The 26,747-nt window shown below is 49.5% G+C and carries 25 protein-coding genes and 1 pseudogene; 22 read left to right on the top strand and 4 right to left on the bottom strand.

Going from position 1 to position 26,747, the window contains the following annotated elements; translation table 11 throughout:
- The first annotated feature begins 15 nt into the window (after nt 1-15).
- Nucleotides 16-2,181 (top strand): stalk domain-containing protein, encoded by a 2,166-nt coding sequence (locus ACH6EH_RS02265; protein ID WP_397330915.1) that lies wholly within the window; start codon nt 16-18, stop codon nt 2,179-2,181.
- 301 nt (nt 2,182-2,482) lie between these two features.
- Here ACH6EH_RS02265 and ACH6EH_RS02260 read toward each other — a convergent pair whose 3' ends face one another.
- Entirely contained in the window at nt 2,483-3,025 is a 543-nt protein-coding gene (locus ACH6EH_RS02260) for a recombinase family protein (RefSeq protein WP_397330914.1), read from the bottom strand.
- Between the two features lie 175 nt (nt 3,026-3,200).
- Here ACH6EH_RS02260 and ACH6EH_RS02255 point away from each other — a divergent pair, with 175 nt between their 5' ends.
- The 3 genes from ACH6EH_RS02255 to ACH6EH_RS02245 all read left to right on the top strand — a co-directional run bounded on the left by ACH6EH_RS02255 (nt 3,201) and on the right by ACH6EH_RS02245 (nt 7,279).
- Entirely contained in the window at nt 3,201-4,667 is a 1,467-nt protein-coding gene (locus ACH6EH_RS02255; protein WP_397330913.1) for a SulP family inorganic anion transporter, read from the top strand.
- A gap of 21 nt (nt 4,668-4,688) precedes the next feature.
- On the top strand, nt 4,689-5,108 hold the full coding sequence (locus ACH6EH_RS02250; RefSeq protein WP_397330912.1) for a universal stress protein: 420 nt from the start codon (nt 4,689-4,691) through the stop codon (nt 5,106-5,108).
- A gap of 257 nt (nt 5,109-5,365) precedes the next feature.
- Nucleotides 5,366-7,279, top strand: a complete 1,914-nt coding sequence (locus ACH6EH_RS02245; protein ID WP_397330911.1) for a methyl-accepting chemotaxis protein — start codon at nt 5,366-5,368, stop codon at nt 7,277-7,279.
- A 59-nt stretch (nt 7,280-7,338) separates the two neighbouring features.
- Here the strand turns inward: ACH6EH_RS02245 and ACH6EH_RS02240 are convergent, their stop codons facing one another.
- Entirely contained in the window at nt 7,339-8,253 is a 915-nt protein-coding gene (locus ACH6EH_RS02240; RefSeq protein ID WP_397330962.1) for a phosphatidate cytidylyltransferase, read from the bottom strand.
- 24 nt (nt 8,254-8,277) lie between these two features.
- Between ACH6EH_RS02240 and ACH6EH_RS02235 the strand changes: the two genes are divergently transcribed.
- From ACH6EH_RS02235 to ACH6EH_RS02175, 13 genes and pseudogenes are all read left to right on the top strand, one after another.
- Complete coding sequence (locus tag ACH6EH_RS02235) at nt 8,278-8,742, top strand: hypothetical protein (protein WP_397330910.1); 465 nt, start codon at nt 8,278-8,280, stop codon at nt 8,740-8,742.
- Nucleotides 8,743-8,745: 3 nt separating this feature from the next.
- A pseudogene (locus ACH6EH_RS02230) lies at nt 8,746-8,898 on the top strand (excalibur calcium-binding domain-containing protein); the annotation flags it as partial.
- Between the two features lie 130 nt (nt 8,899-9,028).
- Nucleotides 9,029-10,207 (top strand): GNAT family N-acetyltransferase, encoded by a 1,179-nt coding sequence (locus tag ACH6EH_RS02225; protein WP_397330909.1) that lies wholly within the window; start codon nt 9,029-9,031, stop codon nt 10,205-10,207.
- Between the two features lie 40 nt (nt 10,208-10,247).
- Complete coding sequence (locus ACH6EH_RS02220) at nt 10,248-10,442, top strand: hypothetical protein (RefSeq protein ID WP_397330908.1); 195 nt, start codon at nt 10,248-10,250, stop codon at nt 10,440-10,442.
- 353 nt (nt 10,443-10,795) lie between these two features.
- Nucleotides 10,796-12,109 carry a hemolysin family protein gene (locus ACH6EH_RS02215; RefSeq protein WP_397330907.1) on the top strand — a complete coding sequence of 438 codons (1,314 nt, stop codon included), beginning with the start codon at nt 10,796-10,798 and terminating at the stop codon, nt 12,107-12,109.
- Between the two features lie 81 nt (nt 12,110-12,190).
- Nucleotides 12,191-13,300, top strand: a complete 1,110-nt coding sequence (locus ACH6EH_RS02210; protein ID WP_397330906.1) for a hemolysin family protein — start codon at nt 12,191-12,193, stop codon at nt 13,298-13,300.
- Between the two features lie 185 nt (nt 13,301-13,485).
- Nucleotides 13,486-14,937, top strand: a complete 1,452-nt coding sequence (locus tag ACH6EH_RS02205) for an amino acid ABC transporter substrate-binding protein/permease (protein WP_397330905.1) — start codon at nt 13,486-13,488, stop codon at nt 14,935-14,937.
- Nucleotides 14,930-15,658: an amino acid ABC transporter ATP-binding protein gene (locus ACH6EH_RS02200; RefSeq protein ID WP_397330904.1), complete on the top strand. Its 729-nt coding sequence runs from the start codon at nt 14,930-14,932 to the stop codon at nt 15,656-15,658. The genes ACH6EH_RS02205 and ACH6EH_RS02200 overlap by 8 nt, the downstream gene beginning before the upstream one ends.
- A gap of 160 nt (nt 15,659-15,818) precedes the next feature.
- Nucleotides 15,819-17,144, top strand: a complete 1,326-nt coding sequence (locus ACH6EH_RS02195; protein WP_397330903.1) for an ArnT family glycosyltransferase — start codon at nt 15,819-15,821, stop codon at nt 17,142-17,144.
- Complete coding sequence (locus tag ACH6EH_RS02190) at nt 17,107-17,808, top strand: glycosyltransferase family 2 protein (protein ID WP_138225890.1); 702 nt, start codon at nt 17,107-17,109, stop codon at nt 17,806-17,808. Before ACH6EH_RS02195 ends, ACH6EH_RS02190 begins: the two co-directional genes overlap by 38 nt.
- 5 nt (nt 17,809-17,813) lie before the next feature.
- The gene (locus tag ACH6EH_RS02185; RefSeq protein ID WP_397330902.1) at nt 17,814-18,164 is read left to right on the top strand and encodes a DUF2304 domain-containing protein; all 351 of its coding nucleotides are present in this window, start codon (nt 17,814-17,816) and stop codon (nt 18,162-18,164) included.
- 25 nt (nt 18,165-18,189) lie between these two features.
- Nucleotides 18,190-18,492, top strand: coding sequence for an EamA family transporter (locus ACH6EH_RS02180; RefSeq protein ID WP_397330901.1), 303 nt, complete (start codon nt 18,190-18,192; stop codon nt 18,490-18,492).
- 126 nt (nt 18,493-18,618) lie between these two features.
- Nucleotides 18,619-19,443, top strand: coding sequence for a DUF368 domain-containing protein (locus ACH6EH_RS02175; protein WP_397330961.1), 825 nt, complete (start codon nt 18,619-18,621; stop codon nt 19,441-19,443).
- 255 nt (nt 19,444-19,698) lie between these two features.
- On the opposite strand, the gene ACH6EH_RS02170 is transcribed toward ACH6EH_RS02175, so the two are convergent.
- Together ACH6EH_RS02170 and ACH6EH_RS02165 are read right to left on the bottom strand one after the other, a co-directional pair.
- Entirely contained in the window at nt 19,699-19,896 is a 198-nt protein-coding gene (locus tag ACH6EH_RS02170) for a hypothetical protein (RefSeq protein ID WP_397330900.1), read from the bottom strand.
- A gap of 125 nt (nt 19,897-20,021) precedes the next feature.
- A complete protein-coding gene (locus tag ACH6EH_RS02165; protein ID WP_397330899.1) occupies nt 20,022-20,852 on the bottom strand; it encodes a serine/threonine protein kinase in 831 nt (276 codons plus the stop codon).
- Between the two features lie 280 nt (nt 20,853-21,132).
- On the opposite strand from ACH6EH_RS02165, the gene ACH6EH_RS02160 reads away from it, so the two are divergent.
- Genes ACH6EH_RS02160 through opp1B form a run of 5 tightly spaced genes read left to right on the top strand, consistent with a single transcriptional unit; the run spans nt 21,133 to nt 26,744 of the window.
- The gene (locus ACH6EH_RS02160; protein WP_397330898.1) at nt 21,133-21,963 is read left to right on the top strand and encodes a histidine racemase CntK family protein; all 831 of its coding nucleotides are present in this window, start codon (nt 21,133-21,135) and stop codon (nt 21,961-21,963) included.
- Nucleotides 21,964-21,998: 35 nt separating this feature from the next.
- The gene (locus tag ACH6EH_RS02155) at nt 21,999-22,844 is read left to right on the top strand and encodes a nicotianamine synthase family protein (RefSeq protein WP_397330897.1); all 846 of its coding nucleotides are present in this window, start codon (nt 21,999-22,001) and stop codon (nt 22,842-22,844) included.
- Nucleotides 22,831-24,138, top strand: a complete 1,308-nt coding sequence (locus ACH6EH_RS02150) for an opine metallophore biosynthesis dehydrogenase (RefSeq protein ID WP_397330896.1) — start codon at nt 22,831-22,833, stop codon at nt 24,136-24,138. The genes ACH6EH_RS02155 and ACH6EH_RS02150 overlap by 14 nt, the downstream gene beginning before the upstream one ends.
- Nucleotides 24,139-24,165: 27 nt before the next feature.
- Entirely contained in the window at nt 24,166-25,788 is a 1,623-nt protein-coding gene (gene cntA, locus ACH6EH_RS02145; RefSeq protein ID WP_397330895.1) for a staphylopine-dependent metal ABC transporter substrate-binding lipoprotein, read from the top strand.
- 23 nt (nt 25,789-25,811) lie between these two features.
- The gene (gene opp1B / locus ACH6EH_RS02140; protein WP_397330894.1) at nt 25,812-26,744 is read left to right on the top strand and encodes a nickel/cobalt ABC transporter permease; all 933 of its coding nucleotides are present in this window, start codon (nt 25,812-25,814) and stop codon (nt 26,742-26,744) included.
- Nucleotides 26,745-26,747 lie beyond the last annotated feature (3 nt).

Genomic DNA, 26,747 nt, shown 5'->3' with positions numbered 1-26,747 from the left:
TAAGGGAGCACAGGTATGAATTTGAAAAAGTTAACGATATTCGCTTTGCTGGTCGTCGTACAGGCTGCTGCAGTTCTTCCTGCAGGAGCTGAGTCTGTAAGTACGGGACCCGTACCCGGCACAGTGACCGGCGAAGTCTATGAAGCACCGCAGAGTGAGAAGGACGGACAGCTAGAAGTTATTCAAGGAGAAGTGGAAGAAGTAGAAGCGGACAAGGACGTTGTACCAGGGCAAGGTACAGAAGATGCAGAAGAAGCAGAAGAAGGAGCTGGAAACAGCCCGGAATCGGAGCCTGCGCCATCGCCGGTGTCCATGAACGAACTCATTTTTTATTATAATAGTACAAAGCTTGAGCTAGGCGGACAGGTGTATCAAGCGCCGCAGCCATTGCTGGTCAATAAAGGTATTTCTTATGTTCCGATCCGGACGCTGGTTGACCGTGTTGGTTTCAAGCTCCGCTATGAAGCCAAGACGAAGGAAACCGTGATTCTGAAGGGGGATACCGAGCTGCGCTTCAAGACAGACAGCGCCAGCTACACGGTGAATGGTGTCGTAAAGTCAATGAAAGGGGCATCGTATCAGACCAAAGGAACCTTCATGGTTCCGCTGACGTCCATAACACAAGCGCTCATTCTGAAGTACCAAGTGGATAACATCGGCAAGCGCATCATTATGAATCTGGAGCAGAAGCCTGTAGCAGCATTTACAATAGGACCGAAGGAGATTTATGCGGGTGAGACGCTAGTAACCTACAACACGCAAGCCACGTCTCCTACAGGGCTTCCGATCGTGAATGAGCGCTGGGAGGGGCGGCAGGACGTGTTTAGCCAGCCTGGAGATTACGTGGTAACGTATTATGTTCAGGATGCCAGTGGAGCCTGGAGTGAACCAGCCACTCAGACAGTAAAGGTTCTGAAGCCGAATCAGCCTCCAGTGGCCGCATTTACAACCGATAAAGCAGAATATAAAATGGGCGAGTGGATTACATACACTGACCAGAGCTACGATGATGAAGGCATCAAGTCTGTGCAATGGGACAATAATGCATATGCTTTTTTCACACCGGGCCCCAAGACGATTAATTTGACCGTGACTGACCAGCAAGGGGTAAGCACAACGGCGACCCGAATCATCAACATTACAGGTGAAACGCTGTATGCAGAGGATGATTTCAATAAGCTGTTTATTCCGGCCGGAGAGAAGTTTACGTTTAATGGATCTGAAGTGACAGGCCGTGACCGAATTCTCTATAAGTATTTGGACGAGCCAAGCACCTTGATCCGCAGCAACAGCCCCGAAACCGTGAATGAGCTCGGCAATGTCTATCGCGAGACGGCCTCCGGGGACATGCGTTTCATGATTCATCATGTAAACAACGTAAATAAAAATGTCAAAATGTATGTGGTTGCTACGAACAATAATGCATCTCCAGCTGTGATAAACACAGAAAATCTGGGCTTTGCCGGACCGACCTATATTGCCACGGCAGCCGGAAAGAAATCTGTATTGTACTATTTTGAATCGATGCAGAATGGCTCCAAGCAGTCTGCGATCACGCTGGCGCCAGGGGAAAGCCGACTGGTCATGACCGAGCTGAGCCAGACGCGGATGAAGCAGGGTGATGTTATTTCGCTTTTTGCAGATCTTTACAGTGACCTTCCGATTCAGTTTGACGTCATCATGATTGATGAGAAGGCTGAACCGCTGAAGGTGTGGAAGGAGCTTCCACTGCTTGACAAAGACGGCGTGCATAATCGCGGAACGTACCCGAACTCGACCCGAATCATTCAACATTTCGAAGAAGTGGGCGCTAAGCCAGAGCGTTTGCTGCTGGGAGATGATGGAGACGATCCGAATTTAATGGGCACCGATCCTATGTACAACAGTCCTACCTCCAACGCAGGCAATTTTGGAGTTCTTTACAAGATTCGTCTGGAACGAGTGGCACCTAATACGTTGATCTCATTCAATCCCCGCGGCGGAAAGTATTCGGGATATGCTATGGTAAATGGGTTAATCACCGCCATTTATTCGAATGGACAAGTCAGCGCTCCAAATGAGCAGGCTGTTCTGTACCGTACTGGCGACTACGAGCAAAGTGTTGAAATCATGTTAACTGCTGCTCCGGGAAGCAACCTTCCCGTCAACCTGCTCTTTACCCCCGTGCCTGCCAAGAAATAAGGCTGAGAAGAACTCATATTCGTTATCCATCAAGCTGGTCTGAGGCATAAGCCTTTCGATCAGCTTTTTTCATGTGAAGGGCTCTATTATCTTCTCTATTTATACAAATGCAACATGTGAAAAATTCATAACAATAAAACATTAAATATTCGTCACAACGGAGGCTCGAACCCCGCCAAGGAGGCACATAACCACCGCCAAATATCAGGAGTACAACCCAAACACCGTTCTCCTCAGAGCCGGCACGAGATCCCAAGGCTCTGCAAAAGAACGGTGGATAGAAGGTGCGTGGAGATCAGCATCACTGCTCCAAATACCGGTATAGTGTTGATTTACTGATGCCGGTCTCATCTTTGATCTGGGCAAGCGAGTATGTTTTGCTCTGATACATTTCAATCGCGCGCTGTACATTCTGATCCGGCTTACGCGGCCGACCGGGGGCATTGCCTTTTTCCTTTGCCTGCAGCAATCCTTGCCGCGTATTCTCGCTCATGGCATCGCTTTGAAATTGCACCAAATGCTTGGCAATGGTCTGGAACGGGTACGCTAGGGCAGGATCTGTCTCAATTCCTTCTTGGAGGGATAATAAGACCGCCTGCTTCTGCTCCAGCATCTCTAATAGCTCTACCAGGTGCCGGGTTGAATCGGCCCAGACGAACAGCTTTGTTACGATGACGGTGTCGCCCGGCTGCAGCTGCTCCATCATCCGCTCCAGCTCGGTGCGTCTCTTGGGTGCGGCATGCTCCTCCTGATAGATATGCTGACAGGCATGGTCCGTTAACTGCTTTGTCTGGCATTCACACTCGGGGTCTTCATAAAAAGGTCGCATATATCCAATAATCATAACCAGGCTCCTTACTGCAAAACACGGTATATCCTTCATGAAAAATAAAAGCCCCAAAAAGGTTCCATTTCGGGACTAGCGGTGATAAACTGTTGGTTGTGAACAGGCTGAATACGATGTAATCATATCCTATATCAATCGTAAAAGCCAATATATTGGATGAGGTGGAATACAAGTGTCCGAAAGATTAAGAAATGAATGGTTCGGCAATGTGAGGGGAGATCTGCTCTCCGGCATCGTAGTTGCGCTCGCGCTCATCCCGGAAGCCATTGCTTTTTCCTTAATTGCGAATGTGGATCCGATGGTGGGGCTGTATGCTTCGTTTATCATCGCTGTCATCATATCCTTTGCAGGCGGCCGTCCGGGAATGATATCCGCAGCTACGGGTGCGATGGCATTAGTGATCGCTTCACTCGTCAAAGACCATGGCCTGAACTATTTGCTGGCCGCTACAATCCTAACAGGGATTATTCAGTTTCTTCTTGGCTACTTCAAGGTAGCCAGGCTGATGAAATTCATCCCGCGAGCAGTCATGATTGGCTTCGTCAACGCCCTGGCGATTCTGATATTCATGGCTCAGGTGCCGTATTTCTGGAATATCTCGATGATGACGTATTTATTTGTCGGCTTGACGCTGCTGATTGTGTACGTGCTGCCACGTTTCTTCAAAGCGATCCCGGCACCACTTATCGCAATCGTCCTGCTCTCGGTGATCGCGGTGATGTCTGGTGCTAACCTGGGAACCGTCGGCGATTTGGGACATATCGACCGGTCGCTTCCTGCCTTTTTGTTTCCGGATGTTCCGTTAAATCTGGAGACGCTGCAGATTATTTTCCCTTATGCGATTGCCTTGTCGATCGTGGGGCTGCTGGAGTCTTTGCTGACCGCTCAAATCGTAGATGATATGACGGATACAGGCAGCAATAAGAACCGGGAAGCCCGGGGACAGGGAATTGCAAACTTTGTAACAGGCTTCTTTGGCGGCATGGCCGGCTGTGCAATGATTGGCCAATCGGTCATTAATGTGAAGTCTGGCGGACGAGGAAGGCTGTCTACTTTTGTGGCAGGTGCATTCCTGATGTTCCTGATCCTTGTGCTCGGCAATTATGTGGTTCAGATCCCGATGCCGGTTCTTGCCGGAATCATGATCATGGTATCCATCGGCACCTTTGACTGGTCTTCCTTTAAATATGTTGTGAAGGCCCCGCGCGGCGATGCCGCAGTCATGCTGGTCACTGTTATTATTGTCGTTGCCACCCATGACCTGTCCAAAGGCGTTATTGCCGGGGTCATTCTGAGTGCCGTTCTGTTCGTTTCCAAAATCTCGCGCATCAAGGTTACAGAATCGAAGCAGCAACACAGTACGATTTTTCAGGTGGAGGGTCAGCTGTTCTTTGCATCCGTTGACAGCTTTGTTCATAAGTTTGACTTGACTGCACAGAATCAGAATGTCGTCATTGATTTCTCCAACGCCCATGTATGGGATGACTCCGCAGTGGGAGCCATTGACCGGGTAGTCATCAAGTATAAAGAGAACGACAATAAAGTGACTGTCAAAGGCCTCAATTCAGCAAGCCAAAAAATCGTAGATAAGCTGGCGGTATACAAAGATCCTCAAGCAGCAAACCGGAGTGCACATTAATGGACCAAGGAGTGATATTCCATGTATGAACGTATTGTACTAGCTGCTGACGGATCACAGAATTCGTTACGAGCGGCGAAGGAAGCCGGCAAGCTGGCTAAAGCTTCGGCTAACGCTATCGTAGAGGTTATACTGGTCGCTGACTTCGACAAGGCAAAAAGCGAAATACTTCATGCCCAGAGCCATGTAGAGGTAGAGCAGCTTCGCCGGAAAAAGCTTGCAAGCGTGGAGGAGTGGCTCCAGCAGGAAGGCATCACGTATAAGGTGAAGGTGCTCCACGGTGAGCCGGGGCCTGCCATTGTAGATTATGTCAACAAAGAAAAAGTCAGCCTGGTCGTGATCGGCAGCCGTGGCCTCAATGCTCTTCAGGAGATGGTCCTTGGCAGCGTCAGCCATAAGGTAGTCAAGCGGGCTCAATGTCCGGTACTGATTGTGAAATAAGGACAGATAAGCATGTAAAGACCTTTTTCCTGGATGAGAGGAAAAGGGTCTTTTTGTGCAGCGCTTTACCATGTTACTTTAATAAAATGTCCGCTTGTAACATGAATCACAAAGGATTAGAATGTGAATAGAAGTGCATTGTAGAATATTGTAGAAAAAGAGAGGAGAGTATTACCATTCGCTGGCTACATACGTTAAGTGCAAAATTTATTCTCGTGATGGCCGTGGTACTGTTATTAGTTATGTTTCTCTTTGTCATGAGGCAATGGGATCAAATGGAGAAGGATGTGGAGCAGCAGCTGCTGGATAAGGGAAGTGCGCTTGCCAAATCTCTCGCGCAGACGCTTCAGTCCTTAACGGAGGATGATCTTTCAAACGGAGTTACGCTGAGCAACGGCCAGGTTTACACCGGACAGGAGTTGAGAACTCGGCTCTTTAACGATCAGCTGTCTGTACTCCCTGAAAGTGAAGAAGCTGCCCGCAAAAGAATGGAAAATGAGCCGGAAGCCATGAACAAGCTTCAGCGGCTGCATGACGGCAGTGAGATTCCGCTGTGGCAATATGAGCTAAAGTATAGTAGTGAATACGATGCTTACACCGATGACAAATGGCAGTCTGTTATTGACAGCTTCCTTGTAGACAGCTCGGTTGTGTTTGCAATTCCGGCTGCGTATTCGGATAATCCGGGGGCTGCTGGCTTTATACCGACTCATAACACGATATATTCTCCAACCGGTGAGCTTTCATTGGATTCCTGGGGTGATACCGATTTATTTAGCCAAAAATATCGCGCTAATCGGGTATTTAACGACAAGACCGGCTATGCAGCGGCGGCAAACACAGATACATCCCAGGTGCTGCTGCAGAAATATCCCCGGGTCATTGACGGCAGAGTGGTGGAAACCTGGGATATCTCTTATCCGCTCTACATTGATGGCGAGCACTGGGGTGGGGTCCGGGTAGCACTTTCAAAGGATGCCTCTGACCTTATGGCTGCCAAGCAGAAGCAAAACGTGCTCCTGCAATTCAGTGTGCTGTTCGTCATGGTTTTGGTGCTCATCTACATATTAAACCGTTATATTATCGGGAAAAAGCTGCAGCAGCTGCTGTTCGCTGCCCAAAATTTAAATTCCGGCCAGGCGGATCTGACGTATCGAATTCCCGTGAAGGGACAGGACGAGCTTGCCGGGCTGGCTAATGAAATTAATCGCTTTATTCATCATCTGGAGCAGCTGATGACACGGGTCAAGCAAAGCACACAGCAGCTGAATGCCAGCTCGCTGCAGCTGCACCAGTCCGCTCAAGAAACGAGTGAGGTTACGGAGTCACTATCGGAATCTCTTAATGACACTGTGAAGGGCACTCAGAATCAATCTCAGGCGCTGCGTGAAAGTGCCCGGGCGATGGAGGAGCTTGCTGAATCCGTGACAAAAGTGGCTGAAGCTGCAGGAACGGTAAACCAGGCGGCGCTGTTTATGAATCAAGGGGCCAAGCAAGGGGGACGTTCTCTGAAAGCCGCAGTAGGGCAGATGAACGAAGTCAATCAGGCGGCACAGCTTGCGCAGGAAGCGATCTTGAAGCTCAATGAGCACTCCGCGCATATTGGTGAAATGGCCTTGATCGTGCAGGGTGTAGCTTCTCAGACCCAGATGCTTGCGCTGAATGCCAGTATTGAGGCCGCGAGAGCGGGAGAGCACGGACGCGGCTTTGCTGTCGTCGCTTCGGAAATCCGCAAGCTGTCGGAGCAGTCGAGAACCTCCGCGGAGCAGATTACCGCGCTGATTACCGACATTCAGGATTCGGTAGAGCAAACGGCTTCATCGATCCAAAGCAATTCTCATGAAATTGAAGTCGGCGTGAATATGATGCAGAAGACCAGCCTGATTTTTGAAGAGCTGATAGAATCGGCTGGTGCATTATCCTCTCAAATCTCCGAAATCTCTCAAGCTGCAGAGCAAATGTCGGCAGGAACCGAGGAGATCAGTGCCGCACTGGAAGAGGTTTCGCAGATCGCTTTGAAATCTTCTGAAAGCGGCAAGGATATGAAGCAGGAAGCCGCCAAGCAGTCGGCTGCCGTCGAGCAGACCATGCAGCAGGCCGATCACGTGAAGCGAATTGCAGAAGAGCTGGATGACAGCTCCTCTCAATTTGTATTAGATCGTAATGCATAGTCTAAAATGAATAGTTAAACAGGCCCTGTCGCTTATAACAGGGCCTGTTTACATTCCACCTACATAAAGTCAAAAAAGTAGCGTGTGAAATGCAGAAAGACGGGAGAGGTATAAGCCAGGCTATCGACGCGGCTCAGGTAGCTTTTCTTCAACGCTTCAAAGCGTTCATCATCGCCAATGAGCAAATCACGCTTTAATACAGAGACGGTTAGGCTGCCAAAAAATCCGCCAAGGCTGATCAGCATCCCGGATATGACACCGAACTTTAGATCAAAGGGCGTCAGGTATGGCGTCAGGAATACAGCCGCGGCGGCTGTAGCCAGAAAGCCACAGACAAAGCCCTCCCAGGTCAGCAGCGGATTGGCAGTCGGTACAATCCGGCGTTTGCCCAGATAAATGGAGGAGATCTCGTGAACCACATCATTGAGCTGCGTCAGGATGACCAGAAACAGAACCAGGCCGGCCCCGTATTGCGGGGTGGCTACCTGGAAATAAGCCAGATGGCTCAGGCCGAACACCATCAGCATCAGCCCCCATTGGGTCAAGCTGACACTGCGCAGGAAACCGAGCGTACCCTTGTTGATCAAACGGGGAAGAGGCAGAAACAGAAACACATAGACCGGGATAAACACAATAAACATGCCATACCAGCCTATATAGATCCAATAAAATTGAACCGGGATCGATAGATACGCCCACAGAAAAATCCGCCGATCATGCTTTCGAGTGCGGATCATGGAAAAATATTCTTTTAAAGCGAAGAACGACAAGGCCATCAGAGAAAGCAGGGAAACCACCGGATTTAATAGCGCGGCCAGACAGAAGACAAAGAACATGCCCCACCAGGTATTAATACGATGACCGATACGAGAGTAATCACGGTCCGGCTGGAGCCGACCCAGAATAAGAAACAGAATATGTACGAGCAAAAGGCCTGCCAGGATTACAATTAAAGTAGAAGCGCTGCTGTTCAACACCATCACCAACTTGTCTATGAAATGATTTCAAGAGTAGAATCCTATGTTATTATGAACCGTGAATTATCAGAAATGTACAGCTTTGGACGTAAGCACCCGCGAAATCCGCTGCACGGCGGGTTCGTCAAGGAGGACGTTGCGACAGGCACCTTCAGTAAATTCCCGGATACTACCTGTGTCATTTATGAGCTGAAGGTCAGTGAGCGGGAAATTGAGAAAATGAAGCGTGTCCTGCACATCTTCATCCGCAGCCAGAAGAAGTTTCTCTACAATATATTAGGTGTCATCGGCATTGCTCTTCAGGAACCGGTTGAATTCAGCAACTCTTACTTCTGCTCTCAGTTTGTAGCCGAAATCTTGCAGCGCTCGGGCATCAAGCTGTGGGACAAGCTGCCAGCTTTGGTGACACCGGACGATTTTCGAAAATGCAGCCAACTGATGCTCATTTACGAGGGCAAGCTCTGCCATTATGAACCTAGAGAATAGGTGCTGAACAAGGTGTATAAAGGCGGCGTCGCCAAAAAAGCAGGGATTCAGAACAAGGGCGGCAAGACGAAATACAAGCCGTTTGTATCTGCAGCATTATATGAAGCGAATTACAAGAAGGACCGTGACAAAGACGGGATTGCTTGCGAGAAATAATAGGGCCTAGCGTAAACTGCACCGGGGAGCCTTTAGGCTGACACGGTGCAGTTTTTTTCATGTTTGACAGAGACAGGGGAAAGCGTAGACAATGTTGTCAGACAGCAGCATGGAAAGGAGCACGATCTCTATGGAAATGAGAAACCTGAGTATGGATGAGTTTGAGGACAGCATCTCTTTGTCGGAGTATGCTTTTCAGTACACATTAACCAAAGAGCAGAAGGATAAGAAACGAGAGCTTTTCCGGCCAGAACAGTTCTGGGGATGCTTTGAGGAGGGGAAGCTGCAGGCGAAGCTGTCCATCTTGCCCTTTCAGATTTATTTGCACAACCAGAAGTTCAGCATGGGCGGCATTGCCGGTGTAGCTACCTGGCCGGAGAATCGGCGCAAAGGACATGTCGCTAAGCTGCTCAAGCATGCCCTTCAGCATATGAGAGCAGAAGGACAGGTCATTTCGTTTCTTCACCCGTTCTCCATTCCTTTTTACCGCAAATTTGGCTGGGAGGTATTTACGGATACCTTAACCTACAAGCTTCAGATGCATCAGCTTCCCCCCAAGTCCTCCGTTCCGGGACGGATTGTCCGCGGAGCTGCAGATATAAATCTGCTAAGCTCTCTCTATGAGGCTTTTGCTGAACGCTTCAACGGTACACTGGTGCGCACAACCGAGTGGTGGAAGCATTCCGTGCTTAAAGACCAAGTCCATACCGCCGTTTACTATACAGAGGACGGTGAGCCGCAGGGATATATTCTGTACGAGCTGAAGGATAAGGAGCTGGTATGCAGCGAGTTCGTGTTCTTACATGAACAGGCCCGAAGCGCTCTATGGACGTATATCTCCAACCATGACGCTCGGATTGAAGAAGTGACTCTGACTATGGTGCCGGGGGATGATCGGCTGCCGTTCATGCTGCCTGATCCACGAATTCGTCAGGAGCGTTTTCCATATTTCATGGCGAGGATTGTGGATGTAGAGGCTTTTCTGAGTTCATATCCACTGCATCATATTACCGACGAAGGGTGGACACTTCACATCTCTGATGAGGCAGCGCCCTGGAACGATGGAGTGTGGATCATTCAAAGCAATGCTGACACCGGAATCATCGTTCAGAAGGTCGAAGAAGCCGTCAAGGGTTCAAGTCCTGACCAGCTTCATCTGGACATTGGAGCACTAACCGCTCTGCTGCTGGGCTATGTAAAGCCTGCGGAGCTGGTTCAGGCCGGCAGACTGCAGGGCGATGAGACGGCCTTGCAGCGGCTGGAGGCTTCCATTCCGGTCCGCCCGCCGATGCTGATGGACTTTTTCTAAAGAATGATACTTAGAACGCTGCAGAAAGGAAGTCAACGTCATGTGGATCTATATCGTCATCATTTCATTAATCGTCATCGGCCTGATCGCCACGCTGTGGGTCGGAATGTCGCAGGAGAACAGCAAATCCAATCCGAAGTATGAGAAAAAGACGAAAGCGAACATCATCATGCTGAGTGTAATTTATGGGCTCTCCATTGTTGCCTTTGTCGCGATCTGGATGATTTTTGATTAAGCGTATGACTGATAAAAACCGCGCCCTGCGCGGTTTTTGTGCTAGATCAGGTCGCTTCAACCTTGAAGCGCTTTCCTGTGCACATTCCAAACCATAACGTGAAACTGGATGGTTGGGTTTACTTTGTGATATACTTGTTTTTAAATTTAAGGGAGGGAGGTCGTGTCATTGGGAAGGCGATTCTGTTTGCATGTAAGCTGGCTCATATAAATCTAAGCGGTATGGCTCATTGCAGGGAGCTTTGGAAGTCTCAGCAGTACGATCTCCCGAAGCGGACGTAAGCAGTGTTATAAGTAACAATCAACTCATTAAGAACTATACCGGAGGTGAATCCCTCTTTACGAGGGGATGGATTGGACATCCTTACGATTATCAACTTAATCATTCTTGCACTTTTGCTTCTGTTAACGGCGTTTTTTGTGGCGTCTGAATTTGCGGTTGTCAAGATTCGTGCGTCCAGGCTGGATCAGCTCATTGAAGAAGGAAACAAGAAGGCCGTTCTTGCCAAAAAAGTGACAAGTGATCTGGACTATTACTTGTCAGCGTGTCAGCTAGGCATCACCGTAACCGCGCTGGGACTCGGCGCACTCGGTAAACCGGCGGTAGAGCGAATTATGCTTCCTGTATTTGAAGCGCTGAATATGAGCGAAGCCAATTCTTCTGTAGCGTCTTATGCCATTGCTTTTATACTCGTTACGTTCCTGCATGTGGTGGTCGGTGAAATGGCGCCAAAGACGCTCGCGATTCAATTTTCTGAGAAGCTGTCTTTGATGCTGTCCCCGCCGCTCTACTGGTTTGGTAAGATCATGAATCCGTTTATCTGGGCACTCAATGGCGCGTCCCGAGTTATACTTCGCGGGTTCGGCGTCAAGCCGGCCGGTCATGAGCAGGTGTATTCCGAGGAAGAGGTCAAAATCATTATGACCCAGAGCTATCAGGCCGGCGAAATTGAGGAAACAAAGCTGGCTTATATGGAAAATGTATTTTCTTTTGATGAGCGGGTGACCAAGGACATCATGATTCCGCGTACGGAAATGATCTCTCTCGATAAATCCATGTCGCAGCAAGAAATTATCGAGATTTTGGATGAATTCAAATACTCGCGCTATCCGATCTCCGAAGAAGGAGATAAGGACCGGATCATCGGGATGGTCAATGTTAAGAAAATGCTGCCATTTATTGTTTCGGGCAAAAATCCGAAGCTGTCTGATTTCATCCGCGACCTGCCAATGGTATTCGAATCCACCCGAATTCAGGATGCGATGCTGAAAATGCAGCAGGAGAAGGTGCACATGGCCCTCGTTATCGACGAATACGGCGGAACGGCAGGCATCCTGACGATGGAGGACATTCTGGAGGAAATCGTCGGGGAGATCCGGGATGAATTCGACGAGGATGAAATTGAGGATATCGTGCAGTCTGGCGAGAACCAGTATTTGATTCAGGGCAGAGTGCTGCTGGACGATCTGGAGAAGCAGTTCGGGTTGGTATTTGAAGAGGATGAAATTATGGATACCCTTGGCGGCTGGATTCAGTACCGTAAAGGGGAAACGGTAGAGCCTGGTGATGTCATTGAACAGCATAATATCATCTGGACCGTCATGGAGACCGAAAATTATCAAATCAAGCAAGTGATGATGAAGCTGCCGGAGCCGGGGACAGAGTAAACGCTGACTGGGCCGGTGGCCAGAATTATATTCTAACTTGTATTTTAACGGAGGTGAACCCTCTCCACTAGAGGGAAATGATTGGACGGGACAATAGCCTTAAACTTATTTTTGGTGGCCGTATTTATTGGTCTTACAGCGTTCTTTGTAGGGGCTGAATTCGCGATCCTGAAGGTTCGCATGACTCGAATTGATCAATTGATTGCCGAAGGCAACAAGAAGGCGCTCACAGCAAAAAAGGTGACGCAGGATCTGGATTACTACCTGTCAGCTTGTCAGCTGGGGATTACGATTACCGCTCTCGTGCTCGGTGCCTTGGGTGAGCCAACCGTTGAGAGAATGCTGCACCCGTTGTTCGAACGCTTTGAGGTACCGGAAGCATTATCCACAGTGCTCTCTTATGCGATCGCACTCTCGGTCATTACGTTTCTGCATGTCGTTATCGGGGAACTGGCTCCCAAAACGCTGGCGATTCAATATGCCGAGCGCATGACCTTGCTGCTCGCGCCGCCGCTGTACGGATTCGGAAGGCTGATGTATCCGTTTATCTATGCCTTAAATGGCTCGGCGCAGCTGCTGCTGAAGCTGTTCGGTGTCAAGCCGGCCGGTCATGATACCGCTCACTCGGAGGAGGAGATCCGGCTGATTGTCACGCAAAGCTATGAGGGCGGCGAGATCAACCAAACAGAGCTGGATTATCTCAAAAATATTTTTTCCTTCGATGAGCGGAAAGTTCAGGATATTATGATCCCGAAATCAAAAATCGTGACCGTGCATGATAATGCGTCTGTTGAAGAGATTTTGCAGGGCTTGGACAGCTACGTCTACACTCGTTATCCGGTAGAGGATTCCGGGCAGCCTGGACATTTCAAGGGAGTTATTAACACGAAGGAAATTCTGACCCATCTGGCTGCGGGAAGAACGTTCCTGATGAATAATTTCATCTACGATATGCCGGAGTATCCGGAGGATGCTCTGATTCAGGACATCCTGAGCAGCATGCAGAAGGATCGAGTTCATATGGCGGCTGTTGTTGATAGTCGCGGAGCCACGATCGGCATGGTTACAATGGAGGATATTCTGGAGGAAATCGTCGGTGACATTCAGGATGAGGTCGGTATGAATCCGAAGCCTCCGCTGCGTCCAGTAGTCAAGAAAATGCGCGAGGAGTTACCGCGCACCGTAAGATAACAGCTGTTACAGAGCTGAAGCTTAGGATTACAAGCCGCTGACTTGTTCAGCGGTTTTTTTTCGCGTTCTGGTGCAAAATAAGCTTAGTGTGCAGTGGCATATGTCAATAAGTTGACAGTAAATGTTAGATACAGGGTCGAAGTGGGTAACTAATTAAATAGTTGTTTACATAGAGGAGGTTTGTCATGAGGTTACTTCGAAGACTTCATCTGATGCTGACCCTGGTCGTGCTGATCGCGGCAAGCTGGGGGGCTGGAAGCTTGACGGCTGCTGCAGAGCCGGCAGAGGGCAAGGTTTATGTCATTGGCACGGATGTTACATTTGCTCCATTCGAATTCCAGGACATCAATGGCGATTTTGTCGGCATCGATATGGATTTGATCCAGGCGATTGCGGAGGACCAGAATTTCCAGTACGAAATCCGGCCTATGGGCTTCAATGCTGCTGTACAGGCGCTGGAGGCCAATCAGGTAGACGGCGTGATTGCCGGAATGAGCATAACGGAGGAACGGAAGCAGAAATTCGATTTCTCCGAAGGATACTATGATTCTGGCGTCGTTATGGGCATCGACAAGGATAACGAAGAAATCAAGAGCTATGATGATCTTCGTGGCAAAAAGGTCGCTGTCAAAACCGGCACAGAGGGATACTCCTTCGCGGAATCCATTGCGTCTCAATATGGATTTACGATCGTTCCCTTTGACGAATCCGCCCTGATGTATGAGGACGTCAAAACCGGGAATTCAGCAGCCTGCTTCGATGATCATGCGGTACTGGCTTATGGTGAACAGCAAAACATCGGGCTTAAGCTGGTTACAGAGCCTGAACCGGGAGCTTCATATGGCTTTGCGGTGCGCAAAGGTGAGAATCAGGAGCTGCTGCAGAAATTCAATGCCGGACTGACGAACCTGAAGGCCACAGGCGCCCATGAAGAGATTTTGGAAAAATATCTTGGTGAGAATGCCGCCGGCAAGGCTCCACTCAGCCGCCTGGAGCTGCTTCAAGCTTCCTTCCTGCCTTTGCTTGAAGGTATGGGCAAAACGATCTTGTACACCTTCATTTCCTTGTTCTTTGCATTCATTATAGGCCTGATCTTCGGCTTCATGAAGGTGAGCAGAAATGCATGGCTGCGGGGGATAGCTACGGTGTTCGTGGACGTCTTCCGCGGAATTCCGCTGATCGTGCTTGCGTTCTTCATTTACTTTGGCATTCCGCAGGCGTTCGGCTTTACCATGCCGCTGTTTCTTGCAGCCGTGCTGACCCTGACCCTGAACGCAGGCGCTTATGTGACTGAGATCATCCGCGGCGGTATTCAATCCATTGACCGGGGACAGATGGAAGCGGCGCGCTCCTTGGGAATTCCTTACCGGAAAGCTATGTTCAAGATTATCATTCCACAAGCGATCAAGGTCATGATTCCGTCGTTTATCAATCAGTTCGTCATCACCTTGAAGGATACATCCATTCTGTCTGTCATTGGCCTGGTAGAGCTGACGCAATCCGGGAAAATCATCATTGCCAGAACCTTTGCATCCTTCGATATCTGGCTGATGGTCGCGCTGATGTATTTTATCGTCATCACAGTATTAATCAAGATCGCCAACCGTCTGGAAAGAAAGGTGGGGCAGCATGGCTAAAATTATCGTAGAAGGCTTGAAGAAAAGCTTTGGCAATAACGAGGTGCTCAAGGGTATTGATATGAAAGTCCATGAAGGAGAGGTCGTCTGTGTTATCGGCCCGTCAGGCTCCGGCAAAAGCACCTTTCTGCGCTGTATTAATCGACTGGACGAGATGACCGGCGGCAAAGTGATCATTGATCAGAAAAATATTAATGACCCGAAGACTGACATCAATAAGGTTCGCGAGAACATCGGCATGGTGTTTCAGCACTTCAACCTGTTTCCTCACTTTAATGTTCTGAAGAATATTATGTTTGCCCCCGTCGAGCTGGGCAAGCAGAGTGGGGCGGAAGCCAAACAGACGGCTTTACGGCTGCTGGACAGAGTCGGCCTGTCCGATAAGGCTGAAGCATTTCCAAGCCAGCTGTCCGGAGGTCAGAAGCAGCGGGTCGCGATTGCGCGTGCACTTGCCATGAATCCGGATATTATGCTGTTCGATGAGCCGACCTCAGCCCTGGATCCTGAAATGGTTGGTGAGGTGCTCGGCGTCATGAACGATCTGGCCCGTGAAGGAATGACGATGATGATCGTGACACATGAGATGGGCTTCGCCCGCGAAGTGGCTGACCGGGTCATCTTTATGGACGGCGGGTATATTGTTGAGGAGGGAGCCCCGGAGGACGTATTCGGGAATCCCAAGCATGAGCGCACGATCAGCTTCCTGGATAAGGTACTATAGTCTATCATGTTTGAGGAGCCGGTCTGCTTGTCGAGACCGGCTTTTTTATAGTGAGTAGGTAGACGATCACATCTGTGTATATCCCTTGTAAATGAATGGAAATTGAATTACTATTTGATGAGGTCATTGTTTTCATATACCTATCAATAGGATGGAGGGCGTGAAATTGTTATACAGCTATTTGCAAGAAGACCGCGTCAAGAAGCAGCTATATCCTGTCGTTCTTGCCGTTTTTCTCATTTCCGTGGTTGTCGTACTGTATCATGGAAATGGACTGTTTCTGGGAGATCCCGAGAAGCTGAACAATGATGACGTCAAATACATAAATACGGCAAGGGTGCTACTGAATGAAGGTACACTCGTCTACAATTCGGGCGAAGCCCCGTCGGCCTTCATCATGCCGGGTCTTCCGCTATTATTGAGCGGATTTATGGCTGTCTTCGGGCAGGAGCAGGGAGGCGTCACTGCCTTCCGGATTTTTCAGTCGGTGCTTCAGGCGGCATCCCTCATGCTGATTTATCTGTTATCCAGATATACCTTCAGCAATCACAAAGTGGCCATGCTGGGTGTCATCATTGCTGCTTTGTATATCCCGGATTATTTTACGTCAGGCTCGATCTTGACGGAGTCCAGCTTCCGGACCGTGATCCTGCTGCTTCTATGTGCCATGATTACGGCCATTCACACCAAAAAAACTCGTTGGTACATCGCTGTCGGCTTGCTTACGGCCGCCGCTGCCTATCTCAAGCCGCAGGCATCGCTGTTTCCTTGTATGCTGCTGTTCATTTGGCTTGCCCACCGTTATACCTTCAAAGAAATTGTTCGTTTCACCGCGGCCATTGTAGGAAGCTATATCCTGCTGCTTATTCCATGGTGGGTTCGTAACCTGTTGACCTTCGGTGAGTTTATCTTATTCACCAGCTCTGCCGGAAGTCCATTTCTACTGGGGACCATGATTTCATATGAGCTGCCGCCTGCTGGCTTTTTCACAGCCTATCCGCAGTATGATCCCAAGACGGTATTTGAGGGTTCAGATGCCGCCGCTATTCAAAAAGGAATGGATATTTTGAAATATGGCTTTACTGTTCAGCCTTTGACTTATTTGTACCATTACAGTATCGGTCGTTTCGAAGCTTTGTATCTGGTGCCTTTCTATCTCAAGGATCTATTTTCGATTCCGAAGCCTTTTGTTCAAATCATGCAGCAGGTTATTGTGTATACGGGGTTAGCCGGTATCGTATGGGCTTCTGTTCGAAAAGTAGGGAAGTCCATGCTTCCGTTATTACTGCTCCTGATATACTTTACGCTCATTCATCTTCCTTTTGTCGCAATGTCAAGATACGGCTATCCAACGAGTATTGTGTTTATCCTCTTTAGTGGATATGCATTCATGCAATTATATGGAGCGATTACGAACAAGCCGGAAACGAACAAGGAGGAGTCTGCACATGCTCAAGGTACTCGTCATCATTCCGGCTTACAATGAAGAGAGTAGTGTCCCCTACGTCATCCAGGACATTCGTAATCATATGCCGTCTGCCGATATTCTTGTTGTAAATGACGGTTCCAGAGATCGGACAGCACAAGTGGCTATGGAGGCAGGAGCCAAAGTACTGACATTGCCCTTTAATGTAGGCATTGGCGGCGGCATGCAAACCGGCTACATGTACGCCAAGAAGCACGGATACGACGTGGCCGTGCAGATGGATGCGGACGGTCAGCATGCTGCTGCTGATCTGCCTCGGCTGCTAAGCAAGGTTCGCGACTGTGATCTGGTCATCGGTTCACGTTTTCTGGAAAAAACCTCATATAAGTCGTCCGTAATGCGAAAAGTGGGAATTACCTTTTTCTCTCGGTTGGTCAGTCTCGTGACCCGGCAGCGCTTTACTGACACGACAAGCGGCTTTCGTGCTGCCGGAGCGAAGGTCATTGACTTATATGCCGAGTACTATCCGATGGATTATCCTGAGGTAGAGTCGATCGTGTATTTGACCCGTAAGCATTGCCGACTGATGGAGGTTAAAGCTGAAATGCGGGCGCGGGAGACCGGCAAGTCCTCCATTACCCCGCTGAAGTCTGCGTACTATATGGTCAAGGTCACATTATCTGTGCTGATGAGCGCAGTCCGCTACCGGGAGGGAAAAGCATAGCTGTGATGAATGTATATATTCTTTCCGTAATGTTTTCCATTGTATTCCTCGTCATGATCATTGAACTGGTCCGAAGACGAAGGCTAAAAGAGCAATATTCCTTACTATGGATTCTGATGGGCTTCACGCTGTTCATCATATCTGTAAATGTACAGGGAGTAGAGCGGCTGGCTTCATTTCTGCAGATTGAATATGCGCCAGCGCTTTTATTTCTGTTTGGACTGCTGTTCTGCTTTGTATTGATCCTCCACTTAACGCTTGTCATTACAAAGCTGAGCGCTCAGGTGCTCCGACTTACGCAGGAGATTGCCATCATGAAAGGAGAGAAAGCATCTCACAATGAGCATATTCGTTAGCTATGGGCTGTTATTCCTAAATATCATGCTGCTAGTATCGGGCCAGATTTTGTTCAAGCTGGGACTGGAAAGCAGTGGGGGGCTGCAGTGGATGAAGCTGATGACCTCCATGTATGTTTGGAGCGGTCTGGTGCTCTATGGCGCTGCAACTGTGATCTGGTTTGCCGTGCTGTCGCGGCTGCCGCTGAGCATTGCTTATCCTCTGCAAAGCATCGCATACGTGCTGGCATTAATTCCGGCATTCTTCCTATTTCATGAAACCATGAGCTTCTCGAAGCTGATCGGGATCGCCCTCATCATCATCGGTGCTTATTTCATAGTCAAATAAACAAGCAACGTAACCATTCGCTCTTCGTTCGTAAAAAATGCAGAAATATGGTAGACTTAGTTGCTGAATATTTCAAAAACAGAACTTTTATTTCGGATATTGTTAATGAGGTGTAGAGAGAACATGATGGAATGGAGAAATCTTTATCGCGGTTTTGTGATGGGAACCACCGATCTGATACCGGGGGTCAGCGGCGGCACTCTGGCCGTAGTGCTCGGTATATATGAGCGCTTGTTAGAAGCAATCAGCGGCATATTCAGTAAAGACTGGAAGCGTCACTGGAGCTTTCTGATCCCGCTGGGCATCGGCATGGTGCTCGCAATCGGATCGTTGAGCCGATTGATTGAATACTTGCTGGAGCATCACTACGCACCCACTCAATTTTTCTTTACGGGACTGATTCTCGGGGTACTCCCAATGCTCATTCGGCTGGCAGAGGTCAAACGGAATTTCACAGGTCCGCACATCGGGGTTTTAATTGTATGTATTCTGCTGATGGCCTTGCTTGGCTTCATCCAGGGTGACAAAGAGGGCGGGGTGCTCATTGACCTCAACGTCGTGAATGGCATCGGCATGTTCTTTGCCGGCTGGCTGGCCAGCATGGCCATGCTGCTTCCGGGTGTCAGCGGCTCCTTTATGCTGTTGATGGTTGGGGTATACCCAACAGCCATTAACGCACTGTCTAACCTGGATGTACCGGTCATTGCTGTGATCGGAGCCGGTGTGCTGGCAGGCTTTTATTTCAGCAGTAAAGGGATTCGGTATTTGATGTCTGCTTTTCCAAACATGATGTATGCGGTCATGATCGGCCTGATCGCCGGTTCGGTACTCGTCATATTCCCGGGTGTTCCGGCAGGCTTTGGCTCCATAGTGATTTGCCTTCTTACTTTCCTGGCGGGAGCCGGCATTGCGATATACTTTGGCTCCTCCAAGAGAGTGCAGAAAAGCTAGCTTCTAATCTTGTGCCGGATTCATCATCTGAACAAAGAGGCTGTCCCAAAAGATCTAGGGTCTTGGGGGATGGCCTCGTTTGTTGTTGAAGAAGGTCGCAATAGACCAAAATAAAGACATGGCGGTGCTGGGATTACCTCCCTGACTCCACCATGTCTTTATTTTTTGCTTCAGAGCTCACTCAAGTGATCTGCCTCGTTAAACAAGAATCTACTTGGGGGACAGCCTCTTTCGTCAATATTCAGGTGCCTGTGATCAGCTGGAGCTGTACTTGCAGCTTTTGTAGTATCCGTGTCCCATACTGCCATGTCTACGTTTGTAATCGGAGGAAGAGCTCTTTCTCCGGGCATGACTGTAGCTGCTGCTGTAACGCTTCTTGTAGCGTTGATCGGAGCTGCTGTAGTGGCGTTTGCCCCGGCTGTGGGATGCAGAGTGAAGAAGCTTGTCAAACATTTTTCTTAACATCTGTTTCAGCCTCACTTTCTAGTGAATAACAGGAATAAAGGATGATGACCAATCATAATTACCTTAAATTTCTAACATCGTATCACAATCAAGATGCTGCTTTCAACGTCAAACTAGGACTGCCGCTGTCGAATCGCCGCTAACGCTTCCCTAGAATTGGAAAAAGGGTGAGAATGCCCAAAGAGGGAGTCAAGGAACTGCCTCATTTGAGTTGAAAGGTCTAATTCTTCTCTCCAGCTGCACTCTTCGTCAGTCATGCCGTTATCCGGCTCGTAAGACGAGTAAAGCATGAACAGCATGAAATGACCGATGTCCTCTAAATCGCTTGTCTCATCAACCACCTTGCTGCCGGTTGCAGCAGCAGGCTTTCGCCAGAAGGCAGGCCGGTGCTTTTGATTGATGGAGGGCAGTTCTTCTCCCACCTGGCGGCTTAACCCGAAATCAATAAGATACAGCTCATCCCCCTGAATGATCACGTTCGGAATTCGCAGATCCAAATGTACAAAGCCGCAATCATGAACGTGAACAGCCAGTTCCAAAAGCTGCTGAGCCAAGGAGAAGCATTCGGCTTCTCCGTAAGTATGCCCCTGCTCAAAGATGAGCTCCTCCAGTGTCCTGCCTTCCAAATATGTCATGACCATAAAAGCGCAGCGTTCTGCTTGGAAGCAATCCAGATAAGCTGGAATCCGCGGGTGATGCAGCAGCCGCAGCATCCGGGCCTCCCGCTGAAGCAGAAGCCGTGAGGATGATCCCTTGCTGCGGCGGCTTTGCTTGACGGCCACTTGATTACCGGAATCCTGATCGTGACAAAGATAGGTCAAGCCATAGCTGCCTTCTCCAAGCAGAGACATGACCTGATATCGTTCGTGGAGCATACTTCCAGGCTGCAGGGGGTAATCTCTCCAGGCCATCATAAACTCCCGCATTCTGTGAAATAAACGCATACATTCTGCTCCTTGTTCAAGTGTACTGACGAAGCTGAAGACATTTCTTACAGTGTAAAGCATAGCTCATCAAAGAAACAACAGTCACGGAATCTATATCGGTAAAATAATAGAACAGCGAAGCTGATTTGAAATCGGCTCCGCTGTTTTTTTAATATTTTTCAGAAAATGATGATTGACAATGGTAATCACTGTCATTATAGTTATTGTTAATCGTAAAGATTACTATCTTAGGCAGCGGATAATATATTTATACGGGGAAGGGGTGAAAGAGTTAGAAATGGAGGTCAAGTTTATTAAGACGAATCCCACCCAGAATATGACGATCCTCGTAGAGAGCCGTCACGGCCGGGAGGATTACGGACAAGTGGCACAGCGCATGATGTCCTATGATCATGTTTTTGCAGAGCAGGTCGGATTTATTGAGCAAGCTGAAGGTCAGGAGGCCTGGGCCAGACTGCAGATGATGTCCGGAGAATTTTGCGGCAATGCGGCCATGTCACTGGCAGCGGTGATGGCATGGAAATGGAATCTGCCGCTGGGACGCAGTCTTGACATTCCGCTGGAGGTGTCTGGTGCAGACCAGCTGCTATCGTGCAGAGTTACGGCAGATGCGGCTCCTGGATATACCTGCAGGCTGGAGCTGCCGCCACCGTTAAGTATCGAGCCATCGGTTCTGTTGCTTCGTGAATCAGCACTCACGATTTCTGCTGCCCTGGTTCGCTACCCGGGCATTTGCCACGCGATCCTTGAGGTTGCCCCTGGAGAAGTGAATTTACGATCTATTGCCGAACAGGCAGTACAGTCTTTAGCAGCCATCTGCGATGAGCAGGCCGTCGGGATTATGCTTTACTGCCCGGATACGCAGGAGATGGAGCCGCTCGTATACATACCGGCTGCCAATAGCCTGGTGTGGGAGCGGGGCTGCGGCTCGGGAGCCGCTGCGGTAGGCGCCTGGCTTGCAAGACAACAACAGCGTCATATACATACTCAGATCAAGCAGCCTGGAGGAACCATGGACGTTTGGGCTCAGATTGAAAATCGGCAAATTACCCGCCTGGCCATTCAGGGGCAGGTACATATTTCCGCGTCCGGAACAGCGTATATCTAACCGGGCAAGCTGTACAACGAAAGGAGATCCGCCATATGATTTCGGTCGAAAAAGACTCATTACAGCAGCAAATGGAATCTTTTTTATCCCGCTTCCGTCAATTGAACAAGGCCTTCGAGCTTAACGATCAAAGCTATAGTGAGATGGAAGAGACGATCGGGCAGTATACTGCGTTTATCGTTCATCCAGATCACGAGGCCGCCTGGGGCGCCATGCCTGAGCAAACGATGCATTTCAAAGAGCTGGCTGAAGATTTGCGGCAGGAAGCTTGTCATTGTGTATGGGCCATGGAGAAGCATCGGGCAAGAGCCTGGCTGGAAAACCGTCCTGATATTTCAGACTACTTTCATAACATTGAAGACTGTATTGAAGCAGAGTTTCAAGGTGCTGGCATGAACAAGCATTCCAAGGTGCTAATGATCGGTTCTGGTGCCTTTCCGATGACTCCTTTATTGATTCAGCGGCGGACAGGTGCACAGGTTGTCGGCATTGACATCGATGCTGAAGCCAACCGCCTTGCTGCGCAGGTGCTCGAAAGACTGGAGTGCAGAGAAATCCAGATCGAGCAGCTTACCGTGGATCAGCTCAGCTTCACCCGGGAGGCCACGCACATTATATTTGCTTCTACGATTCCGGAGAAGTTTGATCTTCTGAAGCAGCTTCATGATTTAACGAATCCCGATGTGATCATCGCCATGCGGTATGGCAACGGATTGAAATCTTTGTTTAATTACCCGCTGCTGGAAGTCAGTCCGGCGCTATGGACGCTCTCGGAGCAGGTTCGTCAGCCGGGTCAGGTGTTTGAGACGGCATTGTACCGGAAAAGCGCAGCTGTCACAGCATTCAGCTCAGCGCGTGGAGAATTCCATGAATCATGTTAACCGCGTCTTGATTGCAGGAACAGGCCCCGCCTCCATTCAGCTGGCCGTCATGATGAAGCATGCTGGACATGCGATCACCGGTATTGCCGGGAGGATGTCGCTGCGGTCTGAAGGCTTTTATGCATCTCTAAAGGCAAGCTCTTCATGCATTGCGGTAAAGGTACAGAATCCAGCTCACAGCCGATTAGCCGGAGAATGCTGCCTGGATCAAGTGTTTCAGGGCTATGAGACCATTACGGGAACGTGGGATATGCTCATCCTGTCGGTGACTACAGACGCTTACCTTCAGGTGCTGAAGCAAATTCCACCGCAGGTGCTGGGCTCGCTGACAACCATCGTGCTGCTGTCGCCAACCTTTGGCTCCAACCGACTGGTTCAGCGTTATGTACGGAGCAGTGGAAGTGCGGCTGAGATTATCAGCTTCTCCACCTACCTTGGGGATACCCGCTGGGAAGGCGGATCGCCGGGACATCAGGTTCTGACCGCTGCAGTGAAGAAGAGACTGTATATCAGCTCCACAGACTCCAATTCTGTGATCATACCTCATCTAACAGAGATGTATCGCAATCTGGGGATGGATTTGGCTCGTCTGTCTTCACCGCTGGAAGCGGAAACTCGCAATCTTTCGTTAATTGTCCATCCGCCGCTGTTCATGAATGATGTTACGCTTTCCGCTATTTTTGAGAAGCCCCATCCGCAGAGATATGTGTACAAAATGTTCCCGGAAGGTCCGATCACCCAGGATCTGATTACAGGAATGCTTGCGTATTGGCATGAGATTGAGGGGCTCTTATCGAAGCTCGGCTTATCCGGCATGAATCTACTGCAATTTATGACCGATGATAATTATCCGGTACGTCCCGAGAGCCTCAGCAGACAGGATATTGAGCAATTTCCTGCTCTGGAGCCGATTCACCAGCAATATTTACTGTACGTACGTTATGTGTCGTTACTGATTGATCCTTTCTCAGAGCCTGACGAGAACGGACGATATTATGATTTCTCTGCTGTTCCCATCAGGCATGTGTATGTGAACAAAGAGGGCGAGCTGGATATTCCCAGAATGCCCAAAGAGGATTATTACCGCATCAAGATCATTCAGGGAATGGCCAGGCATCTGGAAATCCCTTGTCCGGCCGCGGATCAATTTATTGCTACATATGAACGCTGGCTGATCCAAGCCGCTTCAGCAAAGAAAGCTTTCCCGCTCTCAAGCGGGTTTAATGTTCAGAGCTTTCAAGAGGATATCAACAGCATCTGCCAGGATTTATTGACTGAAACCAGCAAAGCTTAGGCAGATATACAACAAGGAGGATTTACTGTGAGAGAAAGAAGATCATTTTGGATAACGATGCTAACCCTGGCAGCCCTGGTGCTGCTATCTGCCTGCAATTCTTCAGAGCAAGCCGAGAAGCAGGCAGCAAATCCAGAGAGCAAAGAGAGTAAAGAGATTGTATATGCAACGGCAAAGGATATTGTCGATATGAACCCCCATCTTTATGCAGGCTCCATGCCGGCACAGGGCATTGTATACGAATCTCTGGTAGAGAGCACTCAAGAAGGAATTGCTCCGCTGCTCGCTGCATCGTGGGAGCTGTCTGAGGATGGCAAGGTGTACACGTTCAAGCTGAGAGAGGACGTGGTCTTCCACGATGGAGAGCCGTTTAATGCAGAAGCGGTGAAACAGAACCTCGAGGCTGTCTTGAGCAATGCGGCCAAGCATTCCTGGATCGGACTAACAACCCGGATTGAAAGCTGCAATGTCATTGATGAGTTTACTGTCGAGCTCGTGCTCACGGAAGGATATCAGCCGGCCTTGAATGAGCTGGCGATGACCCGACCGTTTGTATTCATCTCTCCAAAAAGCTTTATCAATGGCGAGACCAAGGATGGTGTAAAGAGCTACCACGGGACGGGCCCTTACAAGCTTGCCGAGCATAAGGTTGATCAATATGCCGTGTTTGAAGCCAACGAGCAGTACTGGAACGGCGCACCGGCCGTCAAAAAAATCACCTCCAAGGTGCTTCCAGCCGGCGAAACCACCTTCCTGGCGCTGCAAAAGGGTGAAGTGAACTTTGTGTTTACCGACGACCGGGGTGCTGACAGCCTGGATGAAGAAGCAATGGAGGCTCTGGTTGCCTCAGGGAAATATCAGCTGGAGCGCAGCGAGCCCATGAATACGAAGATGATCGCAGCGAACAGCGGCAAGGCAGACAGTCCGGTTAGTGAGCTGGCGGTACGGGAAGCCATCTGGCATGCCATTGATCGCGAAACGATCAGCAGCCAGATTATGAATGGCGCTGAAGGCCCGGCAGAAGCGCTCTTCTCTGCGAATGTGTACGCAGCTGACCTGCCGCTTAAGAAACGAGAATATGACCTGGAAACATCCAAGTCCTTGCTGGAATCAGCTGGATGGGTGATGAAGGAGGGTGAGGGGGTACGTACGAAGAACGGTAAGCCGCTTGCGATGAGCGTTTATTTTGACATTAACTCCAGTACGCAGAAGATCCAGGCGGAATACATCCAAAGCACGTTGAAGGAAATCGGTATGCAGCTGGAGCTGGTGGGCGAAGAATCCTCTTCCATTGCCAACCGCCGCGGAACAGGCGAGTATGACCTGTTGTTCAATCAAACCTGGGGACTTGCTTACGACCCGCAGAGCACGATCGCCGCATTTGCCCTGGAATCCTCGTATCTGCATACGACAAAAGGAATGAAGGACGCAGATGTTCTGTACTCCAAGATCGAACAGGCTCGGGCCGCGCAAGAGGAATCCGAAGCGAAAGCGCTGTATGCCGACATTTTGAACATGGTTCATGAAGAAGCGGTCTTTATCCCTCTGACACACGGAAGTGTGACGGTTCTTGCCCCAAGCGACTTAACCGGACTTGCATTCAAGCAGACGCAGTTCGAGCTGCCATTTGAGCGGATGAGCTTCAAATAATGAACGGCTAAAGGAGGATTGCTGTGCTTCGTTATGTTAGCCGCAGATGGATTCTGTCGATTCCGCTGCTTGTAATCATTTCGTTTCTGACCTTTATTCTGATCCATTTATCACCGATGAAGCCGGCGCAGGTCGTCCTCCAGGCACAAGGGGTACCGGTTATTACAGAAGAGCTGATTATTGAAACAGAGCAGAGGCTGGGGCTTGACCGCCCCTTTCTGCTTCGCTTCGGAGATTGGCTGCTGTCCTGTCTGAAGCTTGATTTCGGCGATTCCTATGTCACTGGGCAAACCGTATGGTCAATGCTTGGTCCGGCACTGTGGAACACACTTAAGCTCACGCTCGTGTCCATGGTGGCGATTGTGACGCTGTCCATTGTGCTTGGCGTGATCTGTGCGCTTAAAGCGGGCTCATGGGTGGATCATTCGGTGCGGTCAGTCTCTTTCTTTCTGACTGCGATGCCGGCTTATGCACTCGCTGCGCTGCTGATCTGGTTGTTCTCGATCCGACTGGATCTGCTGCCCACAAGCGGAATGGATTCCGTCCAAAGCTATGTGCTTCCTGTCATCATCATTACAACGACCTATGCCGGACTTTATTTCCGCGTCATTCGGACCTCAATGCTTAACAATCTGAACCAAAATTACGTGCTTTACGGCAGAGCATGCGGGCTTCCGGAATCCAAAATTATCTTGAGCGTATTAAGAAATTCACTGCAGGTGGCGGTATCGGTATTCTGTATGGCGGTGCCGATTATTCTCGGCAGCACGGTGGTGGTCGAAAATATTTTTGCATGGCCGGGTCTAGGCAGCTTGAGCGTTCGGGCCATCCTTGGCCGAGATTTCCCGGTTATTCAAGCCTTTGTGCTCGTGCTGGCTGCGGCTTTTGTCATCTTTAATACGTTCTCCGACACGATTAATGCTGTGCTCAATCCGAAATCCAGAGAGGGGATGTAGCTG

Source organism: Paenibacillus sp. JSM ZJ436, from assembly GCF_044383795.1.
Classification (GTDB): Bacteria; Bacillota; Bacilli; order Paenibacillales; family Paenibacillaceae; genus Paenibacillus_AQ; species Paenibacillus_AQ algicola.
This window is presented reverse-complemented; position numbering and strand designations above follow the sequence as displayed.